An 18,433-nucleotide genomic window follows, 5' to 3' on the forward strand; every position below is an offset into this window, starting at 1 on the left:
GAAATCCGAAGTACGGTCGAAAGTCGACGGTGTGCAGTTTCACGGCACTCCGCCAGTCGCGTCGACAGAGCCTCGACAGTCGTCGGATCGGTAGTACCCGAGCGTACTATCGAAACCCAATACGACCGTCCGCCGACGATGTGTCTCTAAACTACTCTCCAGAGCGCAAACAGCAGTAAGGTTCGAAAACTACCGGCGGCACCGGTACACCCAGCATTTTTATTTCTGAGGCCTTGCTCATCGGTTATCCACGGTAGTACGACAGAAGTCGAGTCGCGTCGGATCGATCGACGAGTATCGTCGAACGGTGACGTTCGACAGTGTGTCCTCGACCACGAGGAGAGAGACTCCCTCGTGTCTGGCGAGACGGACCCCTCGAAGCTCGACCGGCTCTCCGAGACCGGTTCGACTCGCGTCACTCTCGACACGGAAGACCCGACCTCCACGGTCCGGAGTCCCAGTCAGCCATGACTCGGACCGAGACCGTCACGTCCGTCTCCCCCGACTCCGGTGACTCTCTCCTTCGGGTGGACGGGGACACCGCGAGTAGTATCCACACCAGCACGTCTCGGCTGTGGTGTCCGTAATGGGAGCGGAGCAGGGCAATCGGTCACCGGCTGCGAGCCTGGGGCTGCTGGACGCGACGATGGTCGGTATCGGCGCGATGATCGGCGCGGGGATCTTCGTCTTGACCGGGCTCGCCGCCGACATCGCGGGTCCGGCCGCACTCCTCGTGTTCGCGCTGAACGGCGGTGTCACCACCTTCACCGCGTTGTCCTACGCCGAACTGGCGAGCGCGATTCCGAAGAACGGGGGCGGGTACGCGTACATCCGCGAGACGTTCTCCGCGCCGGTCGCGTTCGTGATGGGCTGGACGCGGTGGTTCACGTACACGGCCGCCGGCGCACTGTACGCACTCGGGTTCTCCTCGAACTTCGTCGAGTTCGTGCACCTCTACTGGGGAGGACTCCCGGCGGGGCCGATCTGGCACGTCGGCTACGCGTTGCTCGCGGTCGTCTCGTTCGTCGCGCTGAACGCCCTCTCGACGGAGGCCAGCGGCGGCGCGGAGACGGTCGTGACGCTCGTGAAGATCCTGATTCTCGGCGTGTTCATCCTCTTCGGGATCAGTGCCGTGTCGTCCGCGACGTTCTTCGGTGTCGACCCGAGCACCACCCCGGCCGTCTCTGATTTCTTCGCCAACGGGGCGGTAGAGGTGCTTCCGGCGATGGGACTCACCTTCATCGCCTTCCAAGGGTACGACCTCATCGCGACGGTCACCGAAGAGGTCGAGAACCCTCGGAAGAACATTCCCCGGGCCATCTTCATCAGTCTCGGTGTGACGGTGCTGATCTACCTGCTGGTCGTCGGTGTCGCGCTCGGGACTCTGGGCGCGCCACGGCTCGGCGCAGCCGGCGAGAAGGCCGTCGTCGAGGCGGCGATCAGCTTCATGCCCGACATCGGGTTGTTCGGGGCCTCGATCGGTGCGGCCCTCATCGCGTTCGGCGCCGTCTTCTCGACGATCAGCGCGCTCAACGCCGTCGTGATCGGCTCCAGCCGTGTGGCGTACGCGATGGGACGAGAGGGCCAGTTGCCCGAGCAGCTCGGTAACATCCACCACAAGTACGGGACCCCGTACACGGCCCTGATGGCGAGTGCGGCGATCATGCTCGTGGCGACGGTCGTCGCCCCGATCAGTCTCGTCGGCAACCTCGCGAGTCTATTCTCGCTGCTCGGGTTCGTCGTCGTGAACCTCGCGGTGATCAAGCTCCGACGGGATCAGCCGAACCTCAACCGGCCGTTCGAGATCCCGTTGTACCCTCTCCCGCCGGTGCTCGGCTGCGTGCTCAACCTGCTGCTCGCCGCGTTCATCTCGCCGCTGACGTGGGCTGTCGCGGTCGGGTGGCTGTTGTTCGGTGGCGTCGTCTACGCCGGACTCAATCGCCAGCAAGTACGGGCGTTCCTGTCGAGCAGACAGCCGGCCGAATCGGACACCGAACCCGCCGAAGAGCCGAGCGTAACCGAGCCAGTGGAAGAAGACTGAAGTAACAATAGTAGAGATACGCACAACGGCAATGCACGGACCCCAGACCCACTCATGAGCAGAGACCTCCGAATCATCGTCGTCGGCGGCGGCCGCGTCGGGTACCACACGGCACAGCGACTGGACAACCGTGGTCACGACATCGTCATCATCGAGAAGGACAGTGACCGGGTCCAGTTCCTCAGCGACCAGTACGTCGCCTCCGTGATCCACGGGGACGGCGGACGCCCGAGCGTCCTCCGGCAGGCACAACTGGAACGGAGCGACATCATCGCAGGGCTCACCAGTTACGGTGCGATGACGAACGTCGGGATCTGCATGACCGCCCAGCGAATCGCCCCGAACATCGACACTGTCGCTCGAATCGACCACGGCGAACACGAGGAGTTCGAGGAGGTCGTCGACGCCGTCGTGTACCCCGAGGAGTTGGCCGCCAACGCGGCCGCCAACGACATCATCGACGTCGGCGGCGGTGGGGTCCGGACGATCGAAGAGGTCACCGACCGGTTGGAACTCGTCGAGATCGAAGTCGCCGAGCGGGCACCAGCCGCCGGCAAGTCACTCGAAGCCGTCTCGTTCCCCCGGGGAGCGGCCGTGGTAGCCGAACAAGACACGGGCGCGTTCCCGGGGTCGGACACGGTGCTCGAGCCGGGCGTCCAGTACATTCTGGCGGTCCAGACGGACGTGACAGACGAAGTCGTCCGACTCCTCCGAGGGTAGCCTGGCGAGGCGTTACCGGCTCGTCGGCCCGACCGAGCGCGTTGGACTGCCGTCCGGTGTACCAGTCGGGGACGGTCCGGCGCCGTCGGCGCGGACACGACGGGCGTCGACCGCTTCGCACGTCGACTGTCGGCCGTCGAAGTGAGTATCCAGCCCGCGGCCGCCGTCGACGAGAGGCTCCGGCCGTACCGTCGGTTCACTCCCGAGGTGGACCGTGCAGCCCCGGCGGAGCGATTCGGTACGCGGAGAGAACGGTTTCGGACGTCTCACCTCGCCGCACTGTGGGCAGCCACCGGGCCTCCCTGGGACTCGTCCCGGTCGGGGACGCGTCTCTCACTCTCCTCGCCCCCACCGCCGGTGTCCCCGCCGGGCCAGGGTGTGCGCCCGACGGTTGCGGTCGCCGTCGACGGCGCGGTAGTCGACACGGGCGGCGTCCGCGAGGCTGGCCCGCGTCGCCGCCACCCGCCGGCCGACCACCGGGTTCGACGGCTCCGCCGGCCGCCCCGGGTCGACCGTCCGGACGACCACGTCCGCGTCCCCTCGGACGTGGACCGACCCGACACGGTCGTAGGCGGCGTCGACGGCCGCCGCCGCCTCGGCCAGCGCACGGTACTCCAAGGCCACGTTGGAGACGAACTGATCGACCGGTCGGGAACACTCCACCGTCGGGTCGTGACCCTCCCGAATCACGAACCCGATCGCACCCGACACCGGCGTCGCGTTGTCGTCGGCGTACAACACGCTCGCGTCGAACGCGACGAACACGGACGGCGGGAGACTCACACCCGTTCCAGGGGCGCCAGCGAAGTGAACGCTCCGGGTCGTCGGCGAGGGTCGACCGTCTGGATCGGGGGGTCCGTCACTCCCGGTGAGACCCCGACGAGCAGGTCGACGGCCGGACCGACGGCCGAGCCGTACAGGACGGCGCGGAGATCCGCGACGGGTCGTGCCGACAGTCGCTCACAGCCGCGAGGGGGCAGATCCGAACTCCCCGGTGACGTGGACCCGTTGCCCGGGGTCGTCGCCGTCGGCGGCCTCGCTCACGGTCACGGACACGGTGGCGTCGCTGTCGGCGTACACCGACTCCAGAGCCGACTGTGAGACGGCGTCCCCGGTGTTGACGAGCGCGGTGTCGGCCCTCGCGTTCGTCGCCTCGCCGCCGGTGAGTTCGACACTGGCGCCGGAGACGATCAGCGAGGTCTGGGCGCCCGCCAACGGCGTCCCGGCCAACGGGTCGTACGTCCGGTCACCGTCGTCTGCCCCGTCGACGCTCGTGTTCTCGCCGCCGCCGACGAAGTCGTGTGTCCCGGCCTGCCGGAGCACCCACTCGGCGTCCGGGCTCCGGTCCGCGAGCCGGTCGGCCGTGCCGAGACGGGCGTCGAGGACGCGCGTCACCGCCTCTCTGGCCGTCGCCGGACCGTCGGTGTCGTCGAACGTGCCCGTCGCGACGACGATCGCCTCCTCGGAGACGGCGATTGCCGCCTCGTCGCCGTCCGTCGAGACGGTGTACGCCTCCCGTTCGGCCGCAGTCTCGAACCCGTCCGGGAGCGCGTCGTCGAACGCCGCCGTGTCGAACGCCCCCGTCGCGACGACGACTCCGGCCACGAACGTCAGCCCCCGCAGCCCCACCTCGTCTTCGACGTCCGTCCGGTCCGGGTACAGTGGCGCGACGAGTCGACTCCCGGCGTCGCCGTACCCCTGCAGTCCGAAGCCGAGCCCGAGCAACGCCGCGAGCAGCCCGGCAGACACCGGCGCCGCGACGAGCGCACTCGCCGGATCCGACGACGCCTCGTCCGGCGTCGGTGTCTGTGCCGGTGTCGCCGTCTCCGTGTCGGAGCCGTCGAAGACGCCCCGGTCGACCAGTTTGCCCACGTCGAGGTACAACAGTCCGGTGGTTCCGTCGGCCGGGAGGGACCGAGCGTACGGCGGGAGCGACCCCCCGCGGGCGCCGCGACCACCGACACCCGACAGCGATCCACACCCGGCGAGCGTCGCTGCGAGCCCCACGCCGGCGCCCGCGAGGAGTCTCCGTCGTCTCACGACCACTTCTCGGGGGGCCGGGACAAGAAACCAACGCCCACCGGAGACGAATCACGACAGACCGGTCGTCGTCGCCACAGTAGCCGCTCCCGTGGGGTACCTCGGGCACGAGGTGGCCCGAGGCGGCTGGACTACCGGCGTGCGTCTCTGCGGCCGTCGGCACCGAGCCGACAGCACACGCCCGTGTCGCCGGACTGCGTGCGTTCACCGCTACCACACGGGAGTGCCTGCGGTCGGAGTGAGCGGCCCGACCCGTTCGCTGTCCCCAGTTTCATTAGGGTGAACGACAGCCAGGAGTGTGTCGGATGGGAGTCGAACGTCCTCCGTCGGTCGTGTCGAAGTACTACCTCTACCAAGCGACGCGGACGTTCGGGTTCTTCTGGCCGGTGTTCACCCTGTTCCTGTTGGCGCGTGATCTCTCGTACACACAGATCGCGTTGCTGAACAGCCTCTCTGCGGGGGTCGTGGTCGTCGGCGAGCTCCCGACGGGGTACGTCGCCGACCGGATCGGTCGGCGAAACAGTATGGTCGTCAGCTCCGTGTTGTACGCGGCCTCGATCCTGGGGTTCGCAGTCGCAGAGAGCTTCCCGGAGTTCGTCGTGTTGTGGACGGTCTGGGCGTTCGCCCAGACGTTCCGGTCGGGAGCCGGCGCGGCGTGGCTGTACGAGACGTTGGAAGACCGACTCGACGAGTCGGCGTACACGCACGTCCGGGGCCGCGGCGGGTCGGTGAACCGGTGGGTCGGCGCCGGGACGATGCTCGCCGCCGGGCCGCTGTACGGGGTCGACCACCGACTCCCGTTTCTCGCGGCGGGCCTGCTCAACGCCGGCGGCGTGGCCGTCCTCCTGACGATGCCGAAGACGAGCGTGTTCGACGGGGACCGACCCAGCGAGGAGACGTTCTCGCTCGTCGACGCCGTCCCACTCTTCCGCGAACAGCTCTCCCGGCCGCCGTTGCGCTCGGTTCTGGTGTACGCGGCGGTGTTCTTCGGCGTCGTCCGCGCGGCAGACGAGTTCGTCCAGCCCGTCGCGGTCGACGCCGGTGTCCCCGTCTCGGCGATCGGGACGCTGTACGCCGGGTTCACGGCCGTCTCGGCGGTCGCCAGCTACTTCGCGGGCGACGTCGAGGACGCGCTGACGACACGGTGGGCAGTGGTCGGGATCACGGGGATCACGGCTGCGCTCCTGGTGGTCCCCGCGTTCCTCCCGGTCGTCGCACTCCCGGCGTTCTTCGCGATGAAGTCGGCCAACACCCTCGTCCGGCCGATCGTCTCCGGGTACCTCAACGACCACGCGGAGTCGGTCGGCCGAGCGTCGCTCCTGTCTGCCGCGTCGCTCGTGTACGCGCTCGTCCGGATCGTCCTCCAGCCCGTCGGCGGCGTGGTCGCCGACCGACGCTCCCCGCTGTGGGGTTTCGCTGCGCTCGGCGGGCTGTTCCTCGTCGTGGCCGTCGCCGTCTTCGTGGTCGAGGCGCCGGCAGCCGAGCGAGCGGGCGCAGACGAGGGAGTGTGACGGCAGCGCTCGACGTCTCGGCCTCGAGCGGTGCGTCTCCGTCAGCTACTTTCCCCGCGCCCCCGAGAGTAGCCGTCGATGCCCTCCACACGCCGCCGTGCGCTCCGCCTCCTCGGAACGGCCGCCGTCGCCGGCCTGGCCGGCTGTGGCGCGATCGACACGCCGCCGGATCCGAACGAACGACCGCCGTCGTCGCTCGGTGCCACGCCACGGCAGTCGACCGACGAGTGGCCGTCTCCCGCGGGCGACGCCGGCCACACCGCACACGTCGCCGCCTCGCCGCCGTCGTCGCCGGAGATCGACTGGCGCCGGACGGCGACGGCCGACGGCGACCGACTCCGTGGCGACCTCGTCGCCGTCGTGGACGACCGGATCGTCACCGTCACCGACGGCGACCGAGCCAGTCGGTTCCGGGCGTTCGGGACGGACGGCGGCGACCGCCTCTGGCAGCGCCGACTCCCGCGGGCCGACGAGAGCCACGCCCGGCAGATCGCGGGTGTCGTCGACGGAACCGTGTTCACGACGGACTACCACGGAGAGCTGTCGGCCGTCTCCGTCGCCGACGGCACGGTCGTCTGGCGTCGCAGCCTCTCCGACCAGGTCGCCGACGCGGTGCCGAGTGCGTTTCTCCCCCAGAGTGGGGAGACCAATCGGTTCGAAGCGGTCGCGGCCGCGACGCCCGACGGACTGTACGTCGCCAGCGCCTACGGGCTCCACGGCGTCGCGCTCGACGACGGCACCGAGACGTGGCGTGTGTTCCTGGGACAGCCACCCGAGCGAGACGACTCGTACCCGACGCTGGGACGGCCGACAGGCGTCGCGCCGACACCGACGGGGGCGCGGGTGACGGACCGCTGGCGGGGGCTCGTCGAGGTCGACGGGTACGAGACGACCGACGGCCGGTTCGAGACACACACGTCGCGGACGGAACTGCCGCTGCGGCTTCCGGGCTCCCCCGTCGTCGACGACGACGGGCAGACCGTGGTCGGGCCGGCGGCAGCCTGGTCGACGGGCTCCGTCCGTCCGACCGTGGTCGGTGGGTTCGGGAGTCGCCACCCCTGGCAGTTCGCGGGCGTCGCCGGCGACGGCGCCAGCGCCCACGCCAGTCCCGCGACCGACGGTGACCGGGTGTACGTCTGTGAGGCGCACGAGACCCCCGGGCGGGTCGCCGTCACGGCGCTCCGTGCCGACACGGGCGGGCTGGACTGGCAGCGGAGCTACACGCCGGACGACCGCATCCCGTCGCTGGGTGGCCGTCCGATGTTCCGGCTCGCACCCCCAGTCGTCGCCGGCGATACCCTCCTCGTCGGCTACGGGAGCGACCCAGAGCGTGGCCCCGGCTACGAGAGCAGCTCAGAGCGCAGCGTCGGCGAAGGGGTCCTCTTGGGGCTCGACGCCGCCGACGGGACCGTGCAGTGGCGACAGTCACTCCCTGCCGGACCACAGCGCGTCGCCGTCGTCGACGACCGGGTGTTCGTCGTCGACTTCCGCGGCGGCGTGACGGCGCTGAGCGGGTGACCGGCGGCGTGACGGTGTCTCCGACCGCCGTGCCCACACGACGACCACTCCCGAACCGGAGACACGCAGTTCGTGAGACCGTCCGAAGAGACTTTGTGACACGAGCTGAGGCTCGAATACATGACACGACCAGGCTCGGAGCGGCCGGAGACGGTGACGGACACGGTCGTGACCGACCGTCGCCGACTGTTGGCGACGGTCGGCGCGGGTGTGACGACCGCCGTCGCGGGATGTTCCGGTGTGTCGACGGGCGGCGAGGCGGCGGCGACGGACCGCGCGGTGGACGACACCGACGGGTCGCCGACGGCCGCCACCGCGGCACAGTCGTCGCTCGCGCTCCCGTCGGCCGTCACGACCGGGGGCCTCCCGGACGGGGACGTGACGCTCCGGCCGACGGGGAGCGTGACGCTGCTCAACTTCTTCGCAACGTGGTGTGCCCCCTGCAAGAAGGAGATGCCGGCGCTCCGGAAGCTCCGGGAGGCGTACGACGAGTCGGAGCTCCACATGGTGTCGGTCACGCCACAGGTCGAGACGGAGGTGGTCGCGTCGTTCTGGGCGAAACACGACGCGACGTGGCCGGCGGTGACGGACTCGTCGCTGCGGGCCTCACAGCGCTGGGACGCGACTTCGTACCCGACGAACCTCCTGTTCGACCGCGACGGCGCTCCCGCGGGTGATGTCGACGCTCGGACGTTCGGGGGGTTCGAGAGCGCCGTCGCGCCGCTGATCGAGGAGGCGTGACCGTGAGACGGCTTGTCGTTCGGTTGGAGTGGTCGAGCCCGCCGGAGGTGTCGGCGTGACCGCGACGCGGTCGCTCGCGGTCGCGTTCTTCGTCGTCGCCGCGACCGTGACCGTCGCCGGCTGTGGGGCGGTACCGACGCCGATGTCGGAGCCCGCGAACGCGACGACCGCGTCGGCGGCGGCCTCGCCGACAGGGGCACAGACCGCAGAACGGGTCGTGCCGGGGGTGACGGCCGACGGCGTCGTCGACGCGACGGCGTTGGTGCAGGCACACGTCCGAGCGCTCACCGAGCGGTCGTTCACCGTCACCCGGCGGGTGCGTGGCGTCGACACCGCGACGAACGAGACCACCCGCGAACTGACGGCGACCTGGCGGATCGACGCCCGAGACGGGTTCCGCGGGACGTACGAATCCCGGTGGGTGACGGTGCCGCAGTCGCTCGTCGGCGACCGTCGGCCCCCGGAGGCCGTGAGCACCTACCGCGCCGACGAGACGGTGTCCCGTCGGATCGTCACCGACGCGGGCGACGCGGGCGACGAGAACGTCACCTTCGACCGCCCACCCCTCACCGACACCGTGCTCCGGCTCACGCCCGCGCTCCACCGTGCTCCGGTCGCCGCTCTCGGGGACGCCGAGGAGGTCAGTGTCCAGTCGGTGACCCGCGACGGCACACAGCGGTACCGAATCGCGGCGCGACTCCCGGAGAACCGAATCCGGAGCAACCGGACGGTCGAGCTGCTCGTCACCCCCGAGGGGCGCGTGACGGATATCCGCCACCGATTCGTCAGAGACGCGACCGGCAGCGTCGTCACCCGGACGATCCGGTTCCGTGCCGTCGGCGAGACCCGCGTCGAGCGTCCGGCGTGGTACGAGACGGCACAGAACGCGACGAGCGGCGAGACGGCGTAGTCGGGTCCCGAGTCGAGTCCGGGGTCACCTCTCCCCGTCGACGACCCCACTGCCGAGGTGGCGTCCGTCTGGCGTAGAATGCCTTCGAGACAAAGGACTATATTCCCCCAGTTGTGCAGTATGTGCATGAACCACCGGGACCCGCCGGGGACGTTCACGGACGTGAACGAGGCAGTCGAGGAGGAGTGGGAGGCGGAGACGACGCCGTCTGAACGTGTCCGTCGGGTCGTCGCCCGTGCGTACAGCCCGGTGTCGGCCGGCGACGTCGCCGAGGCGGCGCACACGTCGCCGAAGACGGCTCGGAAACACCTGAAGGCGCTCGCCCGCGAGGGGTTCGTCACGGCCGAGCCCGGCGACCACGGCGCCACCGTCTACCGCCGTTCACCGGAGTCGTTGGTGGTCGAGCAGGCGGCGGACATCCTCGACGGTGTCTCGACAGAGGACCTGGCCGCGCGGGTTCGGGAGATGCGCGAGCGGCTGTCCGACTATCAGGCGGAGTTCGGCGTCGAGTCGCCAGAGGAGTTGGCGGTCGACCGGACGAACCGGTCGCTCGCGGCCGAGTCGACGCCGGCAGCGCCCGACCGGGAGACGATCCGCGAGTGGAAGCGGCTCCGTCGGAACCTCGCGTTCGCCAACGCCGCGCTCTCCATCGGTAACGCCGAGCGGTTCGTCGACGGCGACCGCCGCGACCGCGAGCCGCGACGCGACGACACCTTCGCCTGACCGATGTCGGGATCACCGGCACAGGCGGAGACGCACACCCTTCGCGGTGCGGTCGACCGTCCGGCCCTGCTCACGATCCGCGACGTGATCGAGAAGATGGAGCCGTTGGCGACGCCAGCGCTCGACGACTTCCTCGACCCCACCGTGCTTGAAGTCGAACTCGACGACGGACTGGCCGGCGCCGACACCGCCCGGATCGACGTTCAGTGGACGACCCGGGACGACTACAAATTCCACTACACGGACTCCGAAGGGGTGAATCTCCGCTGGGGCAGCCACCCACACGACGGCGACTACGTCCAGGCCGCGGGAGACGAGCACTATCACCCGCCGCCGAACGCGAGTTCCGACGCCAACGTGGTCGAAGCATCCTGTATCACGAAGACACCCGAGGTGTTGGTCACCCGCGCCGTCCTGAAGCTCTGGCGCGTCGCCCACCACGGAGGATCGCTGTCGGCGCTGAACGCGGGACAGAATCCGCCGTAGGTGAGCGAACGCCTCGGCTGGGGGAGAAGACCCACCCCGAACCGCGTCACTCGACACAGTCCTCACACGCGATTCCGTCGTCGGTCACGCGGAGTCCGTTCGCTCGACCGAACGCTCGCTCACAGCGGGGACACGTCGCCGTCCGTCGGAGGCCGGTCACCGCACCGACGGAGAGATCCAACGTCTCTCGGCGGCCGTCGGCCCGCACCGTGACCGACAGATCCCCGCGTTCGACGGAGACGCCGGTGACGGCGACCGGGCGCGTCCGGAGTTCGACGGCGTGTCGCTGCCGGAGTCGCGCCCGTTGATCGGGGAACCCGTCCGACTCGGCCGCTCGCAGCGTCGACAGGTCGCTGTCGAGCGCCGCTCGGCGCTCCGTGAGCCGCTCCCGTCGCTCCAGCAGTTCGACCCGGTCGTCGCCGGCCGCGTCGCCGAGTCGGTCGCCGATCGACGCCAACTCCGTCTCGACACGGTCACGTTCCGCCCGTAGTTCCGACAGTCTGTCGCGCTGGCGGGCCGCGTACTGCTCGAAGGCGTCGGTTGCAGCACGACCCGCCCCTGCCTCCACATCGGCGAGCGTGTCGTCGACCTCGGCGACAACGTGGTCCCGGGCCTCGTCTATCGCTCGCCGGAGGCTCTCCGGGTCGGGTGTGACGTCGTCGGCCCCCGACTCCGAGGCGGCTGCGGCGTCGAACAACGCCGTCGGATCGCAGTCCACCCGTGCGCCAGTCTCGGGGTCGACGACGACCGTGTGGAGCGACTCCCGTTGGTACTGGCTCGGCGTCTCGATCTCGACACGCACCCACACACACGCCACCTGGCTGTCGTAGTAGGGGTGGAACGCGACCGACGCCACGTCGACCGGCGAGTCTTGCAGCCACGCCGGGACCAACGAGTCGACGCCGCCGGGAACGCCGGGCACCGACGCCGTCCCGACCGGACAACGGGCGGCGGCGGCGTCGATCAGTCGCCGCGCGAACGCTGTCTCCGGGCGGATCTCTGGTCGCTCTCGTTCACCCGTATCGGTGGCGCCCCCCGCGTCGTTCGGGCCGTCGCCCGCCCGCTCGGCCGGCTCGGCTGTCGCCGCGGCGACGAGTCGCCCGCCGTCGACGTGCGGCTCGGCCCACGACGGCGGCGTGACCCCGTCGAACTCGACGACGAAATCGTCGCCCGGTTGCCGAACCGTCGCGCCCAGATTCTCGAAGTACAGCCGTGCGAGTTCACCAATCTGCTCTGTCGTCGGCGTGAGCGTCGTCTCAGTCACCGTCCACCCCCAGATCGAAACGCTCGAACACGTCGTCGTTGAACTGTTCGACCTTCTGTGAGAGCGCGGTCTGTTCCTGGAGGTCGACGGCCAGCTCGTCGAAGTCGTTCTCCAGCGCCACCTCCGAGTCGGCGTCGACCAACCGCTCGAACACTGCGTCCTCGAAGCTCCGGCCGTCGGCAGCGAGCCCGCTCAGAATCTGGCTCGTCTCGCCGACTGTCTGTTGGAACAGGTCGATCTTGTGGAACAGCTTGTCGAGCACGTACTCCTCGACGGTGTCTTCTAACGCGAGGTTGAAGACGTACACCTGTCGTCGCTGGCCGATCCGGTGAACGCGGCCGATCCGTTGTTCCACTCGCATCGGGTTCCACGGAAGATCGTAGTTCACGAGGACGTTACAGAACTGGAGGTTCCGCCCCTCGTTCATCGCGTCCGTCGACACGAGGACGCCCCCGTCGGCTTCGAACGCCGCCACGGTGGCCTCCTTCTGTGCGCTGTCGTGTCCCCCGTGGAACGTGTGTGTCTCGTACCCCCGGGTCGTGAGCGCGTCGACGAGTGCCCGCTGTGTCGCGCGGAAGGCGGTGAACACGACGACGTGCCCACCGGAGACCCGTTCGCGGACCTCGTCGACGACCTCGAACAGTCGCTCGCGTTTCGTCACGCGGTCGACGGACTCGGCCGTCTCCAACAACGACCGGAGTCGGTCCGGGTGTCGCGGCGCTGTGTCCGCCGACGCCCCGTCGACGGCTCCTGCCCAGGTGTCGCCCGTGTCGGAGTCGTCGTCGACGCCGACACTCTCCGTGTCGTCAGCAGCGGTGTCGGAGTCGTCGCTGCCAGTGTCGTTGTCGCTGCCGGCGCCGTCCGTCTCGTCGTCGCCGCCGGCTAGCTTGCGCCGGACCGTCGCCGCCAGCGCCTCGGGGCTGGAGACGACTTCCTTCTGGAGGAGCATCGCAACGAGCTTCTGGGCCTCTGCTTCGGCGTAGGCGGTCTGGACGTAGTCGGTGGTCGCCTCGTACAACCGGCGCTCGGCGTCGGTGGGCTCGAACGTCCGCGTCTCGACGACTCGATCGGTGAAGTCTACACCCGTCTCCGCGCGGCGGTTCCGGATCATCACCTCCGAGAGCCGGTCGTGGAGTTCCTCGCGGTCGACGAGCGTCGTCTGGTCACCGTCGTCGCTCGTCTGGAAGTACCGGTCGAACGACTCCCGGCTCCCGAACAACCCCGGCCGGAGCAGGGTGACGAGGTTGTACAGGTCCGTCGGGTCGTTCTGAATCGGCGTCGCGGTGAGAAAGAAGGCGTAGTCGTACTGGAGGCGATCGACCAGGTCGTAGCGGTCCGTCGTCTCGTTTTTCAGATAGTGCGCCTCGTCGACGACGAGTACGTCCCAGTCGCGGGCGAGCACGGTTTCGCGGTGGCGGTCGCTCTTTGCGGTGTCGATGCTGGCGAGAACGTAGTCGTGGGCGTCGAACCCCTCGAACTCGTCGTCGTAGTTGCAGACGAACTCCAGCCCGAACTTCTCGCGGAGTTCACCCTGCCACTGTGGCGCCAACTGCGCCGGGGTGAGCACGAGCACACTGTCGCTCGTCGCCCGGTAGTGCATCTCTTTGAGGATCATCCCCACCTCGATCGTCTTGCCGAGGCCCACCTCGTCGGCCAACAACGCCGTGCCGTCCATCTGGAACAACGCCCGGTGGGCGGCGTCGACCTGGTGTTCCAACAGCTTCACCTGACTCTCGTCGACCGTCTCCAACGACCGAAGCTCGTCGTCCGGCTCGCCCGCCCGGAGCCGGGCGGCGAGCGTGCTCGCGCGGTGGCTGTCGAGACCGTCGGGGTCGCTGTCGAGGTCGAACGCCGGCGGCTCGTGGCTGATCTCGACTGGCACGTCGAGCGTCTCCTGATCCGTCACGGTCCGAGTGGGTGCAGCGTCGGTGTTAGTGGTTCGGGTGCGCGTCGTCGCTGCCGGCCGAGTTCACACGACGAAGATTTATTACCCGATTGGGCGGTAGATCTGTACTGTCACCATGTTGCCGGGCCTCGACACAGATCCGCTCGAGTACCTGATCGACTGTGTCTTTCGGGAGCTTCCGGAGGGGGCCGAACTGAAGTACATCGACGCGCAGAAGATCTTCTATCTGACGCAGAGACGGCTCGACCCGGACAATCGAGTCGCAGAGTCGCTGCCGTTCTACTGGTACCAACACGGCCCAATGAGCACGGCAGTCAGTCACACCCTTCAATCCGCGAAAGCCGGCGGGGTCGTCGACGGCCGAACGACGGAGACCGGCGGACAGGTGTTCACGCCGGGGGGCGAAGATCCGCCGGGGATCGCGGAGGACGAAGATCTGGCCGCCGCCGAGGCGGCTATTCGGGAGGTGCTCGAACAGTACGATGTCTTCGGAAATCTGGACGAACGGCTTCGAGAGGACATCTACGTCGACGCGCCGTACGACTTCCAGCTGTACTACAAATTCGAGGTTCTCCCGGCAGTCGAAGCGTTCGCCAGGGACCCGTACTATCTCGCAGAGCCACCCGAGGAGATCCAGTTCCGTCTCGCCCGGGCGGAGGGGAAGACGCCGACGGACGCCGCGTTCGACGAGTGGCGGAAACGGTTCTCGTGGTTCGTCACGCTCGCCGAGACGTACCTCGCGGCGGTGGACGAGTCCGAAAAGCGGATGAGCGAGACTTTCGGGCGATTGGCAACCGACGTGTGGGAGCTGTTCGCCAAGCGGCTCCGGATCGAGGAACACGACGAGGCGTACGCCGACAAGGAAGCGGCGTGGGAGTTGGAGTACGAGAACTCACAACAGTCGGTCGACGACAGTCTCCAACGGTTCGAGGCGACACTGGACGAACAGTTCGGCCCGTACGACACCGACGACGAGACAAACGAAAACTCGATCCGAGTCGCCGAGGACAGTGCGTGGGGGCGAGTGAACCGCTCACTGCTGGAGGGGGAGTCAGATGAGTGACGCGACGGCCGATAGCCCGACCGACTTCTGGGACACGAATCTGTTACTCGGCTACACGGTCGACTGGGACGACTTCGGTCAGCCGGTCGACACGTGCCGCCAAGAGCGTGGCTCGAACCGCGAGATGGCCGCGAGCACACGAGCGTTCGAGGAGGCGAAAAGCGTCGTCGAGAAACAACGACGGCGTGCGCGTCAGGCGGCCGACCGTGTCTTCGAACAGTTCGACAGCGGGCGGCACGACACGGTCGCGGACGTGAAACAGTTCGTCTACGGGGAGTTCGCGGACGACTGGGGGAAGGTCGGCCCCGTTCTGGAGTACATCGACCACCACGGAGACGCGTTTGTCGGGCTCGCGCAGACAGACGCACAGCGTGCGCTTCGGTCGACGTTCGAAGAGATCGACGAGGACTTCGGCGGGCCACTAAAGACCGTTCAGCGGCTGAAACGAGAGAACGGGAGTTTGGCGCTCCGGCACTTCGGCGAGGTGCTCGACAGCTACGAAGCGACGTACAGCCGAAAGCACCAGAGGCTCGACGGGCTACTTGACGAGATGGACCGCGATCTCCTCCTCGACACACACCACGCGGTCGTGGTCACAGCCAGACAGCGAGTCGCGTTCGTCACGTTCGATCAGAACGATATCGTCGACAATCGACAGACCATCGAGGCGTGTCTCCGTGGCGTATCGGTCGCCGACGGCTGGCAGTTCACGTAGCCGGGACACACTCGTCCAGTGTGTCGGTCACGTCCCACCGAACGTCTCCAGTCGCGTGTCGGCACCGACCATCCGGAGGTACGTCTCGTCGTCAGTCGCCTCCGCGAGCCCCTCGCACAGCTCTTCGAGGTCCGTCGTGTCCCAGGCGTTCAGATACTCCTCGCGGTTCTTCCCGGCCTCGTAGCGTTCACGAAGGAAGTGCGCGCGGTCGAGTGTGGTCGCGTCGCGGTCGGGGCTCTCGACGGCCTCGCGGACGTACGCCTGACGTTTCTCGTCGGACCAGTCGTACAGACGCAGCCCGTTCGCGTCCGTGTCGAGAAGGTGCATCTCCTCCATCTGGTCTCGGGTCGCGTCCGCGCGCCGCAGGAGCTTGTTCAGGTCGTCCGTCGTCGGATTCCGTTGCTCCAGAAGATCGAGGTAGATGTCCACCTCGCCGAGGTCCGCGTCCTGGACGATCCCGTAGATCCGGTCGACGACTGCCTTCGCGTCCATGATCTCGCCGGCGCGGTGGACTTTGCCGTGGTGTTTCGAGTACGCCTGGAAACACTCCCCCATCTCGATCACGCCAACGTCACCGCGCGACAGATCGCGGTTAGATTCGAGCGTCTCGCGGGTCTCTCTGGCGGTCTTGACTATCTCCCGCCGGAGGGTGTTCCACGACGTTGCCCGGCGATCTTCTGTCGGGCGGGCGACGATCACGATGTCGAACGACACCGCGTCGCCCCCGATGAACTTGTTCAGGTCGGAGTTGATCGGGTACGTCGCCGTCACCTCGAACCCCGTCTCACACAGCGAGGTGAGCAGTTCTCCCCACGACTCCGAGTCGCTGTGGTGGTAGGTGAACGCCAACACGCCGTCGTCTTTCAGCGCACGGCGAATCACCGACAGCGCCTGTCCGATCTCGTGTTCGAAGTCTTCGGCCGTCTTGTCGAGGTGCGGGTTCGTGACGATGGACTCCGCACGCGGCGTCTGCTCGCGGTCGAATCCCGGGTAATCGTCTTCGAGGAGGATCTTCTGCCAGACGTAGAAGTAGTCCGACACCTCGCTGTAGATGATGTTGTCGTAGTACGGCGGGTCTGTGATCACCGCGTCGTACTCGTCTTCGGCGGTGATCTCCCGCATGTCGCCCTGGAACACCTCGCTGTCCTCGCCGATTGGCTGGGCGAACGGGTCGGTCTCGTTCGTCTCGCCGTCCTCGACGTATCGGTCCGTCGGGGCACTGGCGTACTCGACGGCGTTTTTCACCTTCTCGAAGGTGTTCGAGAACGTCCCCCGCCCGGCGGCCGCCCCCCAGACGTTGTTCTCGACGAACTCCGCCTGCGGGACGAAGGAGTTGAGACGGAACGTCCCCTCGATCTTCGTCGCCGTCTTATTGTAGATCGTGAACGTACTGTTGAACATCAGCGCGTCACAGAACACGAGCAGGAGGTAGTCCCGGAGGTTCTCGTCGGAGAGGCGGTCGATGCTGTCCAGCAACAGCGCGTGTGACAGCAACTGCCGTTCGTTGAACATGTCCGTCCACTTCTCGTAGCCGTGTTGGAACACGTCGTTGCCGCTGATCGACGACGCCTCGGTGATCGCCCCCTCGGGAATCTCCTCGTCTGGGACGTACTCGTGGAGGTCCGTCCGGGTCTGCCACGTCTGTGCCGCCGACTCCACGAGCCGCTGATCGGCCGGCCCGGCAGACTTGAACCCTTTGTAGACGGGGCGGTCGTGGCCCGCCTCCTCACACGTCTCACAGTAGTACTCGACGGCGTACAGCCGCTCGTCCGGCTTCCCCTGCTCGGCGATGGCGTCCGTGATCGACTCCTTCAGCCCGCACTCGGGGCAGTTGTAGTAGCCGCCGCGCGAGACGTTCCCCTCCGCCGGAACCCACTGATTTCCGCAGTCACACGTACACTCACTGTCGTAGTCGTCGACCAGACTGATCTCGCCGCAGTCCGGACACAGGACGTTGTATCGGTCGTCGTTCTCGTAGCGCCCGGCTGCGACACGGTAGTCTTTGAACAACGGCACCGTGTGGTCGCACGACGTACAGTCGATCTCCTTCACCCAGAAGTTGTACATCACGTCCGCGTCGTGAGTGTGGTCGTCTTGGGTGTCGTGTCGTCCGTCGTGAGTTGCAACGGCCCCACCGTCCTGAACCGCTCGCGCAGTCTCACCGTCGGCCGAACTGTCGGCACTGTCCCCGTTCGGACAGGGTGTGCGGTAGTACCGCTTGATTTCGTCGGCCACCTCCTCGCGGACACGCTCGTAGGCTCGTTCGAGACGGTCGACACTCGTCTCACCCGCCTCTAGCTCTTTCTTCGTCACGAACCACGCAACGGGGTTGAGGTCGTGACCGACCGTTTCGACACCGAACCGAGAGGCCTCCACGAGCGAGGTTCCCCCGCCAGCGAACGGATCGAGCACGCTGGTCTCGTCGTCGATCCGGATATCTTTCGGGTACAACTGCCACAACGACTCCGGATCGGACATGTCGACGTTCCCTGCCAGCTCCTCCAGGCCCTCACGGGAGTGTGGCCCCCCAGCGGTCAGTGTCTGATTCGCACCGGGTTCGTACACCGACACCTCCCCGGCCGTCGTCTCCTCGTTCACCAGACTGTACAGCGTGATCGCCCGAAACAGGCTCCCGGGGCGGCGTGCCCACCACTTGTGCATCGTGTAAATCGGGCGGTACCACTGCTTCGCCCGGCTCTCGCGCGAGACGATCTCGTTGATCCGTTCGATCGGAAACCCGCGTTCTATGGGGAGTTCGACTCTGTCGTCGTTCCGATCCACATCCCGCATGTTCA

Annotated in this window: 15 protein-coding genes; 10 read left to right on the plus strand and 5 right to left on the minus strand. The window is 67.8% G+C overall.

Translation table 11 applies throughout. The features are described from left to right. The first annotated feature begins 586 nt into the window (after window positions 1–586). Entirely contained in the window at window positions 587–2,041 is a 1,455-nt protein-coding gene (locus RYH79_RS17035; RefSeq protein ID WP_370901557.1) for an APC family permease, read from the plus strand. Between the two features lie 54 nt (window positions 2,042–2,095). After that, window positions 2,096–2,761: a potassium channel family protein gene (locus tag RYH79_RS17040; protein WP_370901559.1), complete on the plus strand. Its 666-nt coding sequence runs from the start codon at window positions 2,096–2,098 to the stop codon at window positions 2,759–2,761. 333 nt (window positions 2,762–3,094) lie between these two features. Here the strand turns inward: RYH79_RS17040 and RYH79_RS17045 are convergent, their stop codons facing one another. Further along, the gene (locus RYH79_RS17045) at window positions 3,095–3,544 is read right to left on the minus strand and encodes a hypothetical protein (RefSeq protein WP_370901561.1); all 450 of its coding nucleotides are present in this window, start codon (window positions 3,542–3,544) and stop codon (window positions 3,095–3,097) included. Window positions 3,545–3,721: 177 nt separating this feature from the next. Then, window positions 3,722–4,801, minus strand: coding sequence for a hypothetical protein (locus RYH79_RS17050; RefSeq protein WP_370901563.1), 1,080 nt, complete (start codon window positions 4,799–4,801; stop codon window positions 3,722–3,724). Between the two features lie 305 nt (window positions 4,802–5,106). Between RYH79_RS17050 and RYH79_RS17055 the strand changes: the two genes are divergently transcribed. The 6 genes from RYH79_RS17055 to RYH79_RS17080 all read left to right on the plus strand — a co-directional run bounded on the left by RYH79_RS17055 (window position 5,107) and on the right by RYH79_RS17080 (window position 10,690). After that, on the plus strand, window positions 5,107–6,312 hold the full coding sequence (locus tag RYH79_RS17055) for an MFS transporter (RefSeq protein WP_370901565.1): 1,206 nt from the start codon (window positions 5,107–5,109) through the stop codon (window positions 6,310–6,312). Between the two features lie 78 nt (window positions 6,313–6,390). Next, complete coding sequence (locus RYH79_RS17060; protein ID WP_370901567.1) at window positions 6,391–7,830, plus strand: outer membrane protein assembly factor BamB family protein; 1,440 nt, start codon at window positions 6,391–6,393, stop codon at window positions 7,828–7,830. Between the two features lie 120 nt (window positions 7,831–7,950). Next, the gene (locus tag RYH79_RS17065) at window positions 7,951–8,571 is read left to right on the plus strand and encodes a TlpA family protein disulfide reductase (protein ID WP_370901569.1); all 621 of its coding nucleotides are present in this window, start codon (window positions 7,951–7,953) and stop codon (window positions 8,569–8,571) included. A 55-nt stretch (window positions 8,572–8,626) separates the two neighbouring features. Beyond that, window positions 8,627–9,481 (plus strand): hypothetical protein, encoded by an 855-nt coding sequence (locus RYH79_RS17070; protein ID WP_370901571.1) that lies wholly within the window; start codon window positions 8,627–8,629, stop codon window positions 9,479–9,481. 126 nt (window positions 9,482–9,607) lie between these two features. Continuing rightward, window positions 9,608–10,204: a DUF7342 family protein gene (locus RYH79_RS17075; protein WP_370901573.1), complete on the plus strand. Its 597-nt coding sequence runs from the start codon at window positions 9,608–9,610 to the stop codon at window positions 10,202–10,204. 3 nt (window positions 10,205–10,207) lie between these two features. Then, window positions 10,208–10,690 (plus strand): toxin-antitoxin system TumE family protein, encoded by a 483-nt coding sequence (locus RYH79_RS17080; RefSeq protein WP_370901575.1) that lies wholly within the window; start codon window positions 10,208–10,210, stop codon window positions 10,688–10,690. Window positions 10,691–10,736: 46 nt separating this feature from the next. Here RYH79_RS17080 and RYH79_RS17085 read toward each other — a convergent pair whose 3' ends face one another. Both RYH79_RS17085 and RYH79_RS17090 read right to left on the minus strand, forming a co-directional pair. Beyond that, on the minus strand, window positions 10,737–11,954 hold the full coding sequence (locus RYH79_RS17085) for a hypothetical protein (protein WP_370901577.1): 1,218 nt from the start codon (window positions 11,952–11,954) through the stop codon (window positions 10,737–10,739). Continuing rightward, the gene (locus tag RYH79_RS17090) at window positions 11,947–13,860 is read right to left on the minus strand and encodes a DEAD/DEAH box helicase (protein ID WP_370901579.1); all 1,914 of its coding nucleotides are present in this window, start codon (window positions 13,858–13,860) and stop codon (window positions 11,947–11,949) included. Before RYH79_RS17090 ends, RYH79_RS17085 begins: the two co-directional genes overlap by 8 nt. A 115-nt stretch (window positions 13,861–13,975) precedes the next feature. On the opposite strand from RYH79_RS17090, the gene RYH79_RS17095 reads away from it, so the two are divergent. Both RYH79_RS17095 and RYH79_RS17100 read left to right on the plus strand, forming a co-directional pair. Beyond that, complete coding sequence (locus RYH79_RS17095; RefSeq protein ID WP_370901581.1) at window positions 13,976–14,923, plus strand: hypothetical protein; 948 nt, start codon at window positions 13,976–13,978, stop codon at window positions 14,921–14,923. Next, window positions 14,916–15,638: a hypothetical protein gene (locus tag RYH79_RS17100; RefSeq protein WP_370901583.1), complete on the plus strand. Its 723-nt coding sequence runs from the start codon at window positions 14,916–14,918 to the stop codon at window positions 15,636–15,638. Before RYH79_RS17095 ends, RYH79_RS17100 begins: the two co-directional genes overlap by 8 nt. Before the next feature lie 27 nt (window positions 15,639–15,665). Here the strand turns inward: RYH79_RS17100 and RYH79_RS17105 are convergent, their stop codons facing one another. Continuing rightward, window positions 15,666–18,428, minus strand: a complete 2,763-nt coding sequence (locus RYH79_RS17105) for a DUF1156 domain-containing protein (RefSeq protein ID WP_370901803.1) — start codon at window positions 18,426–18,428, stop codon at window positions 15,666–15,668. Window positions 18,429–18,433 lie beyond the last annotated feature (5 nt).

Source organism: Halobaculum sp. MBLA0143 (assembly GCF_041361465.1).
Lineage (GTDB): Archaea > Halobacteriota > Halobacteria > Halobacteriales > Haloferacaceae > JAHENP01.